Source organism: Neorhizobium sp. DAR64862/K0K3 (assembly GCF_050500185.1).
In the GTDB taxonomy this organism is placed as follows: Bacteria; Pseudomonadota; Alphaproteobacteria; order Rhizobiales; family Rhizobiaceae; genus Neorhizobium; species Neorhizobium soli.
In genome coordinates, this window is sequence record NZ_CP191449.1 from 3,022,601 (window position 1) to 3,032,500 (window position 9,900).

Annotated in this window: 6 protein-coding genes, 1 tRNA gene and 2 rRNA genes (1 of these 9 running past the window's edge); 5 read left to right on the forward strand and 4 right to left on the reverse strand. The window is 60.4% G+C overall.

All coding sequences use genetic code 11. From position 1 onward, the window contains the following. The first annotated feature begins 39 nt into the window (after positions 1-39). The 5 genes from ACQY1L_RS14710 to ACQY1L_RS14730 all read left to right on the forward strand — a co-directional run bounded on the left by ACQY1L_RS14710 (position 40) and on the right by ACQY1L_RS14730 (position 5,770). Positions 40-618 (forward strand): TRAP transporter small permease, encoded by a 579-nt coding sequence (locus ACQY1L_RS14710; RefSeq protein WP_062454265.1) that lies wholly within the window; start codon positions 40-42, stop codon positions 616-618. A gap of 4 nt (positions 619-622) precedes the next feature. Then, positions 623-2,029 carry a TRAP transporter large permease gene (locus ACQY1L_RS14715; protein WP_113109244.1) on the forward strand — a complete coding sequence of 469 codons (1,407 nt, stop codon included), beginning with the start codon at positions 623-625 and terminating at the stop codon, positions 2,027-2,029. Positions 2,030-2,103: 74 nt separating this feature from the next. After that, positions 2,104-3,168, forward strand: coding sequence for an L-idonate 5-dehydrogenase (locus ACQY1L_RS14720; RefSeq protein WP_430241458.1), 1,065 nt, complete (start codon positions 2,104-2,106; stop codon positions 3,166-3,168). Next, positions 3,165-4,364 carry a mannonate dehydratase gene (uxuA, locus tag ACQY1L_RS14725; protein WP_430241460.1) on the forward strand — a complete coding sequence of 400 codons (1,200 nt, stop codon included), beginning with the start codon at positions 3,165-3,167 and terminating at the stop codon, positions 4,362-4,364. Before ACQY1L_RS14720 ends, uxuA begins: the two co-directional genes overlap by 4 nt. Beyond that, positions 4,361-5,770, forward strand: a complete 1,410-nt coding sequence (locus ACQY1L_RS14730) for a mannitol dehydrogenase family protein (protein WP_430241463.1) — start codon at positions 4,361-4,363, stop codon at positions 5,768-5,770. Before uxuA ends, ACQY1L_RS14730 begins: the two co-directional genes overlap by 4 nt. A 91-nt stretch (positions 5,771-5,861) precedes the next feature. Here the strand turns inward: ACQY1L_RS14730 and ACQY1L_RS14735 are convergent, their stop codons facing one another. The 4 genes from ACQY1L_RS14735 to ACQY1L_RS14750 form a co-directional block, all read right to left on the reverse strand. Continuing rightward, positions 5,862-7,448 carry a gamma-glutamyltransferase family protein gene (locus ACQY1L_RS14735; RefSeq protein ID WP_430261878.1) on the reverse strand — a complete coding sequence of 529 codons (1,587 nt, stop codon included), beginning with the start codon at positions 7,446-7,448 and terminating at the stop codon, positions 5,862-5,864. Positions 7,449-7,901: 453 nt separating this feature from the next. Further along, a tRNA-Met gene (locus ACQY1L_RS14740) sits at positions 7,902-7,978 on the reverse strand. A gap of 257 nt (positions 7,979-8,235) precedes the next feature. Continuing rightward, positions 8,236-8,350: ribosomal RNA gene (gene rrf, locus ACQY1L_RS14745) — 5S ribosomal RNA — on the reverse strand. Positions 8,351-8,604: 254 nt separating this feature from the next. Next, a 23S ribosomal RNA gene (locus ACQY1L_RS14750) occupies positions 8,605-9,900 on the reverse strand; it runs 1,669 nt beyond the window's last position.

Genomic DNA, 9,900 nt, shown 5'->3' on the forward strand with positions numbered 1-9,900 from the left:
AAGAGCCGCGCCTTCCCTTCGTGAAACTGGATCGGATCCATGTCGACATCCCCGGAAATCCACACTCAGGTGACCCCTGAGGAGCTCGCCCATACATTCGACGAAGCGCCCGTCGATGTGGACCTTAAAATCTATGCCTTCGAGGACTGGGTCACGCTTGCCCTGTTCTGGGTGATGACGGGCTGCGTCTTCCTGCAGTTCTTTACCCGTTACGTCCTCAACGACAGCTATGCCTGGACAGAGGAAATCGCCGTCAATTGCCTGATCGGCGTGGTTTTCCTCGGTGCCGTCATGTGCGTGCGCATGTCGCGCCACATTCAGGTGGACGTTCTCTATCACTACCTGCCGCCGCATGTGACGCGCATCATGGCGACGTTGGTCGACATTATCCGGGTCGGTTTCTTTGCCTACGGATCATGGCTGATGTGGCGATATATGGAGATCGTCGAGGGCGAGGAGATGGTCACCGTAAACCTGCCCCGCAACATCGTCTTCTACAGCGTGCTGGTTGCCTTCGTGCTGATGCTGCTGCGCTCCATCCAGGTTTTCGTCGCCAACATGCGCCGCGGTTATTCGGTGCTCGAGCGCCCCGAAGAATTCCAGAACGCCGAGGATTGATTTCATGCTGCTGCTTATCGGTTCGTTTCTTCTCCTGATGGTGCTGGGCTTGCCGGTCGCCATCTCCATGGCAACCTCGTCGGTCCTTTACATCGTCTTTTACAATGTTGCGCCTGACATCATCGTCGCGCAGCGGCTGATTGCCGGTGTCGAGAGCTTTCCGCTTCTGGCCGTTCCCTTCTTCATTCTGGCCGGCAATCTGATGAACAGCGCCGGGGTGACCGGCCGCATCTACTCTTTCGCAGTCGCGCTGGTCGGCTGGATGAAGGGGGGCCTCGCGCAGGTCAACATCATCGGTTCGGTCATCTTTTCCGGTATGTCCGGAACGGCGCTTGCCGACGCTGCCGGTATCGGCACGATCGAGATCAAGGCGATGAAGGACCACGGCTATCCAATTGAGGCCGCCGTCGGCGTCACCGCGGCATCGGCAACGCTTGGTCCTATCTTCCCGCCATCGCTGCCTTTCGTGATCTACGGGATGATGGCCAACGTTTCGATCGGCGCGCTGTTCATGGCCGGCATCGTGCCGGGCGTCGTCATGACGGTGCTGATGATGCTGACCGTTGCCATCTTCGCCTATGTGAAACGCTGGGGTTCCGATACGCCGTTCAGCTGGAGGAATATCCTCAGCGCATCGACGGAAGTCCTTGTTGTGGCCATGGTGCCGCTTGGTATCTATCTGCTGACGCTGATGGGACTGTCGCTCAACCTGTCGATCCTGATCGCGCTCGTCGTGCTTCTCGCCTGCGACTGGTATTTCGACTTCTCCGCCGTCATGGCGCTGATGACCCCGGTCATCCTGATCGGCGGCATGACGATGGGTTGGTTCACGCCGACGGAGGCAGCCGTTGCCGCCGTGCTGTGGTCGCTGTTCCTCGGCCTCGTGCGCTATCGCACCATGACCTTCAAATCGCTTGCCAAGGCAACCTTCGACACGATCGAAACCACGGCATCCGTGCTGTTCATCGTGGCCGCGGCCTCGGTCTTTGCATGGCTTTTGACGGTCAGCCAGACGGCGCAGCTTCTGTCGACGGCGATCACCAGCCTGACCGACAGCAAGTGGGTGTTCCTGATCCTCGTCAATCTTCTGATGCTGTTCGTCGGCTGCTTCCTCGATACGATCGCCGCCATCACCATCCTGGTGCCGATCCTGCTGCCGATCGTCTTGCAGTTCGACATCGATCCGGTGCATTTCGGCCTGATCATGACGCTGAACCTGATGATTGGCCTCTTGCATCCACCGCTCGGCATGGTGCTGTTCGTATTGTCCCGCGTCGCGAAGCTTTCTGTCGAGCGCACCACGATGGCAATCCTTCCGTGGCTGGTGCCGCTGCTGCTCGCACTGGTGCTGATCACCTTCGTGCCGGCAATCACGCTGTGGCTGCCAACGGAAATGGGCCTGATCCGCTGATACCGACACCCATTCCGCGCCGGCCGGCCCGGCGCGGAATGACCGATCGAAACGCACGAAACGAGGCTATCCCCATGCTTACCCGCGTCGTCCGCCTGCATGGCAAACGCGATCTCAAGGTCGAGAGCGAGGGTTATGGCGCTCCTCGACCCGGTGAAGTGCTCCTGCGCATGGCGATGGGCGGCATTTGCGGCTCTGACCTGCATTATTACCAGGACGGCGGCTTCGGCCCGATCCGCGTGCGCGAACCGATCATTTCCGGACACGAAGCATCCGGCTTCGTCGAAGCGATCGGAGACAGCGTTTCCGGTCTCAGCGTCGGCACCCTGGTCGCCGTCAATCCGTCCCAACCCTGCGGCCATTGCCATTATTGCGGCATTGGGCAGCCGATCCACTGCCTCGAAATGCGGTTCATGGGCAGCGCCATGCGCCTGCCGCACGAACAGGGCATGTTCCGCGATCATCTCGTGGTGCCGGCAATCCAGTGCCATCCCGTGTCGGCCGATGTTTCGCCTGAGGAAGCCGCCTGCGCGGAACCGCTCGCAGTCTGCCTTCATGCAGGCTCCCAGGCCGGCGATCTCAAAAACAAGCGCGTGCTGGTGACCGGCGCTGGACCGATCGGCCTTCTGACCGTCGCTGCGGCCCGGTATGCAGGTGCTGCCGAGATCATCGTCACCGATCTCGCCGACGCAGCCCTTGCCCGGGCTCCCGCCATGGGAGCGACCGAAACGGTCAACGTGGCCGAAAACGCGGAAGCGCTTTCGCCCTATCTCGAAGGCAAAGGCACGGTCGATGTGGCCTTCGACTGCTCTGCCGCCGGCCCAGCGCTTCGCACCGCTCTTGCAGCCCTGAAGCCGAGAGGAACTCTTGTTCAGGTGGGCGTGACGGGAGACGTCACGATCCCGCTCAACATGCTGGTCGGCAAGGAAATCAACTGGCGCGGTTCGCAGCGCTTCGATCGCGAGTTTGCAGAAGCGGTCGATCTGATTTCTCGGCGCGCCATCGATGTGCGGCCAATCCTTTCGCATACCTATCCACTCAAGGACGCGGTGAGCGCCTTTGAACAGGCTTCGGACCGGTCCGTCGCCTGCAAGGTGCAGATCGCACTTTTCGACCATGAAACGGGAAGAACAGAATGAAGCATACCTGGCGATGGTTCGGACCGGTCGACAAGGTTTCGGTGAGAGATGCGGCGCAGGCCGGCGCGGAGGGCATTGTCAGCGCCCTGCACCACATCCCGACAGGGGCAGTATGGCCGGCCGACGAGATCGAGAAGCGACACGCGGAAATCAAGGCTGGAGGTCTTTACTGGGATGTGGTCGAAAGCGTGCCTGTCTCGGAAGAGATAAAGACCCAGACCGGCGACTGGCGCACCCATATTGCCAACTGGCAGGAAAGCCTGCGTCGCCTTTCGCAAAGCGGCATTCGCACAGTCTGCTATAATTTCATGCCGGTCCTCGACTGGACCCGGACCGACCTGCGCTGGGAAACCCGGCACGGCGCGAAGGCGATGCGCTTCGACCTTACCGATTTCGTCGCCTTCGATATTCATATCCTCAAGCGACCGGATGCAGCGTCCGATTATCCCGACGCCCTGAAGGACAAAGCGGCGACGCGATTCTCCGAGCTCGCGGATGACAGGATCGCAGCGCTCGGCCGCAACATCGGTGCGGGGCTGCCGGGATCAGCGGACGGATACTCGCTCGACCAGCTTCTGGAGAAGCTGAGGACCTACCACGGCATCGACCGCGCAAAACTCCAGTCGAACCTCGTCGATTTCCTCTCGCAAGTCGTGCCTGTCGCCGAGCAGGTGGGGATCAACATCTGCGCTCATCCGGACGATCCGCCGTGGCCGCTGCTTGGCCTGCCGCGGATCCTTTCGACCGAAGACGATTACGCCCATATGCTCAAAGCGGTCGACAGCCGCGCCAATGGCGTGACGCTGTGCTCGGGTTCGCTTGGCGCGCGTGCGGACAACGACCTTCCCCGGATTGCCGAGCGTTTTGCCGACCGCATCCATTTCGTCCATCTGCGCAATGTGACGCGCGATGAGGACTCCTTGCCCTGCTCCTTCTTCGAAGACGAGCATCTCGAAGGCGGTACCGACATGGTGGCGGTCATCGCCGCCCTGTTGAAGGAAGAAAAGCGGCGTCATCGCGAAGGACGTGAAGACCACAGGATTGCCATCCGGCCGGACCATGGTCAGGAGATCCTCGACGATCTCACCCGTGGCGCCCAGCCAGGCTACCCAGCCATCGGCCGGCTGAAGGGTCTGGCGGAACTACGCGGCATCGAGCGCGCGCTCAGCCATCCGGAATTTGGAGCAAGAGAATGACACTGCAGAGACTTTCACCCGCGGCGGTGTTGCCTGAAACTGTGACCGGTCCGACATTCGACCGCACGAAACTTCGCCCCGGTATCGTTCATTTCGGGCTCGGTGCCTTTCACCGCGCCCATCAGGCGGTCTATACGCAAAAGGCGCTCGAGGCGGAGTTTGGCCCCTGGGGCATCGTTGCGGTCAATCTGCGCTCGCCGGAGCCGGTCAAAGCGATTGCCGAACAGGACGGGCTGTACTCGATCACCGTGCGCGACACCGAGGGCGACCGTTCCGAGGTGATCGGTTCGACCGTCGACTGGATCTGCGCTGCAGACCAGCGCGATCAGGTTCTGGCCTATCTCGCCAGCCCCGACATCCGGATCGTCACACTCACCGTCTCCGAAAAGGCCTACGGGCTGCATCCGACGACAGGCGGCCTCGATCCCGATCACCCCTCCGTTGCCGCGGATCTTCAAAACCCGCAGGCGCCGGTCGGCCCGATCGGTTTCATCGTCGAAGGGCTGGCGCTTCGCCGCAACCTGGATGTCGCGCCTTTCACAGTGCTCTGCTGCGACAATCTTCCGTCCAATGGCAAGATCCTGCGGCGGCTGGTGCTCGACATGGCAAACCGGCGCGACCCGGCTCTTGCCGAATGGATTGCCGAGAACGGTGCATTTCCCTCGAGCATGGTGGACAGGATCGTTCCTGCCGCCACGGAAGAAACCCGGCAGCGCGCATCCCGACTGCTCGGCGTCGGAGACGCGCTGGCGCTCGATACGGAGCCCTTCCTGCAATGGGTGATCGAAGACGAGTTCGTCTCCGGCCGACCGCAATGGGAAGCCGCTGGCGCCCTCTTTGCCGTCGATGTCGAGCCCTATGAAAAAATGAAGCTGCGGCTTCTCAACGGTTCGCATACGCTGCTTGCGCATCTGGGCCTGCTGGACGGGCTGGAATGCACCCGTGACGTGATGACGGTCGAACGCCATGTTGACGATGTCGAGCGGCATCTCAACACCGTGGTCAAGACGCTCGACCCGGTGCCGGGAATCGACCTTTCGGCCTATATCCAGCAGCTTCTGCAACGCTTTGCCAATCCGACAATCGCGCATCGCTGCGCGCAGATCGCGATGGATACGAGCCAGAAGATCCCGCAGCGTATTTTCGGACCCGCAGTTGAGGTTCTCGGCCAAGGCGAGGATGGGGCGGCCTATGCGCACGTCGTCGGCGTCTGGCTTGCGGCCGTTTGCCGGCTACAGGACTGCAACGATCCGCGCCACGACGAGCTTCTCTCCGCGGCCGCCAGGAGTTCGGACGAGCAGCCCTCGGCCCCGTTTTTCGAGATCCCGGGCCTGTTTCCGCAGGCTCTGATCGATTCCCAGGCATGGCGCGCGCTGGTGGACGCGGAAATGAAACAGTGGCGCTAGGGCGTTCCTCTGTTTGCTAGAACGACAAAAAGCCCGCACTCGGCGGGCTTTTTGCACTTCTGAACGACGGTAACGGAAAACGCCGCCATGGCTAGAAGCCGAGCGCCATGCCGTCCTTGCGGCTGTCCGACCCGCCCTCGAGCAGGCCGTCGCGGATGCGAATGGCCTGACTGCCTCCGATCGGGCTGGTGACGATCTTCAGCACATGGCCTCTCGCTTCAAGATCTGCCCGCACCGCCGGGCTGACGGTGGGCTCGAGTTCCAGCACGCCGCCGAAGCCGAAACTGCGCGGCACGTCCATGGCCGCCTGCAAATCGAGACCTCTGTCGATCACGCCCGACAGGAAGGCCGCATGACCCGCTGCCTGGTAATGGCCGCCCATCACGCCAAACGGCATCACCGTTTTGCCATCCTGCGTCACCATGCCGGGAATGATCGTGTGCATCGGGCGCTTGGATGGGCCGATCGCGTTCGGATGCCCCTCGATCAGCCGGAAAGACGCGCCGCGGCTGTGGAACAGCACGCCGGTTTCCGGGTCGAGACGCGTCGAGCCGAAGGGGTGGAAGATCGAGTTGATAAAGGAAATGGCGTTGCCCTGCGTATCGACGACGCAGAGATAGATCGTGTCCTTGTGCTCGGGCTCGTCCCACAGAACCGGCGGCAGTGCCTTCTTCATATCGATCCGGCTGCGGAGCGTCGCAACGACTTCATCGGACAGCAGCCGTTCCGCAACGCCTTCGCAATGATCGGGGTCGGCAATCAGGGCGTCGCGGTGATGATAGGCGATCTTGGTCGCCTCGGCCTGCACATGGATCCGATCCGCCTCGCCCATGGCGGCGAGATCGAAGCCTTCGACGATCTTGAGGATCAGAAGGGCCGCCAGCCCCTGTCCGTTCGGCGGGCATTCATGGACGTCGAAACCCTTGTAGCTGGCGCTGACCGGATCGACCCAGTTCGCGCCGTCCTTGCCGGCTGCGAAATCCTCCAGCGTGTGCAGGCCGCCGAGCGACTGCAGATGGGAAACCATCTTTTGCGCCGTTTTCCCTTCGTAGAAGGCGGCAGCACCACCAGCGGCGATCTCTTCGAGTCGGTCTGCCAGAAGCGGCTGGCGGATGACAGCGCCGACGCCTGGCGCCTTGCCTTCGGGCAGAAACACCGCAGCGGCGTGGCTGTCGCCGGCGATGACAGTCTCGTTGCCCTTCCAGTCCATCGCAACGCGCGGCGTCACGGGAAAGCCTGCTCGTGCGTATCCAATGGCGCGCATGAACAGCCGCTCAAGCGGCAGCGTTCCATGGTCGGTGTGGAGACGGCACCAGGCGGAGATTGCGCCGGGTACGGTGACCGAATGCGGGCTGCTCTGTGGAATTTCGCCGGTCAAGCCGAGGTTCGCGAGTGCTGCCACCGAGGCCGCGGCAGGCGTACGGCCCGAGCCGTTCAGCGCCGTCACCGTGCCGCCTGCAGGTGCGTAGAGCGCAAAGCAGTCGCCACCGATACCGGTCATCAGGGGATCGACGACGCATTGAACAGAGACTGCCGCAATGGCTGCGTCGACGGCATTGCCGCCATCCTGCAGGACTTCCAGGCCGGCTGCCGTGGCAAGCGGATGTGACGTGGCAATCATCGCGCCGGTCGACATGGTCGACGTGCGCCTTGCGGAAAAGAAATCGAAATCAGACATGTCATTCCTTTGTTTCACTGACAGCCTTTCATGGCCTCAGCGCCTACGGGTCCAAACGTCATCATATTCGGAGGGAATGTAGGTCAGCGGCAAACCTTTCGGCAGCCCGCCGCCCTTGGACGATAACCTCCATCAGGCAATCGGCTTTCACGATAGTGCAGCGAACGGCAAACCTGCAACCTCAAGGAAGGAAAAGCGGTCTCGCAGTTTCATTTGAGCGCTGAAACCTGCGGGCGTGCGGCTACGTCTTATGCCTTGGCAGAGGCTAGCAACTCGAGCGTCGCTCGAAGAGCTGTCAGGATTGTCCGAGGAGAAGGCCAGCAAAACCGATCCCATCTGTCGCCATCCGTCTTTGGCGGACACGGCGTATCGGCCGTCGATGCGGTTCGGTCAGGCTACAAACGCAAAACACCCGCAGCATATGGCTACGGGTGTTTTTCGATAATGATGATTTGGTTGCGGGGGCAGGATTTGAACCTGCGGCCTTCAGGTTATGAGCCTGACGAGCTACCGGGCTGCTCCACCCCGCGCCAAGCGAATTTGGCTTTGCCAAATTTCGCGGTGCGTCACAGCAACGCTGTGATGCGTAGTGCCGGAGCAAATCCCTTAGGATTTGTCTCCTGTAAGGGACGCAACGGCTTCAGCCGAACATCCCGTAATTGTTTTCAACCCCATCAACGACAAAAGGCCGCTTTGGGAGCGGCCCTTGGTTTGGCCAGGGGCCGGTTGTTTTCGTGTATGAGAAGATTGTTTGTTCCATCCTTATGGATGGCATTGCCTTTAATAGACCTGGCAGCGACCTACTCTCCCGCGTCTTAAGACGGAGTACCATTGGCGCAGGGGTGTTTCACGGCCGTGTTCGGAAAGGGAACGGGTGCAGCCACCCCGCAATGACCACCAGGTCGATTAAGGGCAATGTATGCGTGGCAATGGGCGACCATTGCAACGTTATGTCGAGAAGCTGGCGGAGGCGAACCCCCATTTGTCTTAGTTGAACACGTCTTGTTTGCCGTCTGGTTTGTCGGAGCGCAGCTCCGCAAGGCCAGAGGCCGTCGTGACCAGTGTCACGGCCCGTCCGGAGCGTTTTTCACGCGTCAGGACAAAACAGATGTCATCATCGAGGTGCGCAGCACCTTGATGAGCATAGTCAATGAGAACGATGAAGCCAATCGGGCTATTAGTAAGGCTAAGCTTCATGCATTACTGCACGTCCACACGCCTCCTATCAACGTGGTCGTCTTCCACGGCCCTGATAGGGAATACTCGTTTTCAGGTGGGTTTCCCGCTTAGATGCCTTCAGCGGTTATCCCTTCCATATATAGCTACCCTGCTATGCCGTTGGCACGACAACAGGTCCACCAGAGATATGTCCATCCCGGTCCTCTCGTACTAGGGACAGATCCTGTCAATATTCCTACACCCACGGCAGATAGGGACCGAACTGTCTCACGACGTTCTGAACCCAGCTCACGTACCGCTTTAATTGGCGAACAGCCAAACCCTTGGGACCTGCTCCAGCCCCAGGATGCGATGAGCCGACATCGAGGTGCCAAACAACCCCGTCGATATGGACTCTTGGGGGTCATCAGCCTGTTATCCCCGGCGTACCTTTTATCCGTTGAGCGATGGCCCTTCCACGCGGGACCACCGGATCACTATGACCGACTTTCGTCTCTGCTCGACTTGTCAGTCTCGCAGTCAGGCGGGCTTATGCCATTGCACTCGACGACCGATTTCCGACCGGTCTGAGCCCACCATCGCGCGCCTCCGTTACTCTTTCGGAGGCGACCGCCCCAGTCAAACTACCCACCATACACTGTCCCGGATCCGGATAACGGACCGCGGTTAGACATCCATGACGATAAGGGTGGTATTTCAAGGATGGCTCCACGAGAACTGGCGTCCCCGCTTCAAAGCCTACCACCTATCCTACACATGCCGACACGAATGCCAGTGTAAAGCTATAGTAAAGGTGCACGGGGTCTTTCCGTCTAACCGCAGGAACCCCGCATCTTCACGGGGAATTCAATTTCACTGAGTCTATGTTGGAGACAGCGGGGAAGTCGTTACGCCATTCGTGCAGGTCGGAACTTACCCGACAAGGAATTTCGCTACCTTAGGACCGTTATAGTTACGGCCGCCGTTTACTGGGGCTTCAGTTCAAAGCTTGCACCTCTCCCTTTAACCTTCCAGCACCGGGCAGGCGTCAGGCCCTATACGTCGTCTTTCGACTTCGCAGAGCCCTGTGTTTTTGATAAACAGTCGCTACCCCCTGGTCTGTGCCACCCCTTTCCACTTGCGTAAAAAGGGGTCACGCTTCTTCCGAAGTTACGCGTGCAATTTGCCGAGTTCCTTCAACATAGTTCTCTCAAGCGCCTTGGTATGCTCTACCTGACCACCTGTGTCGGTTTCGGGTACGGTCTATACGGTGGAGCTATTTCCTGGAACCGCC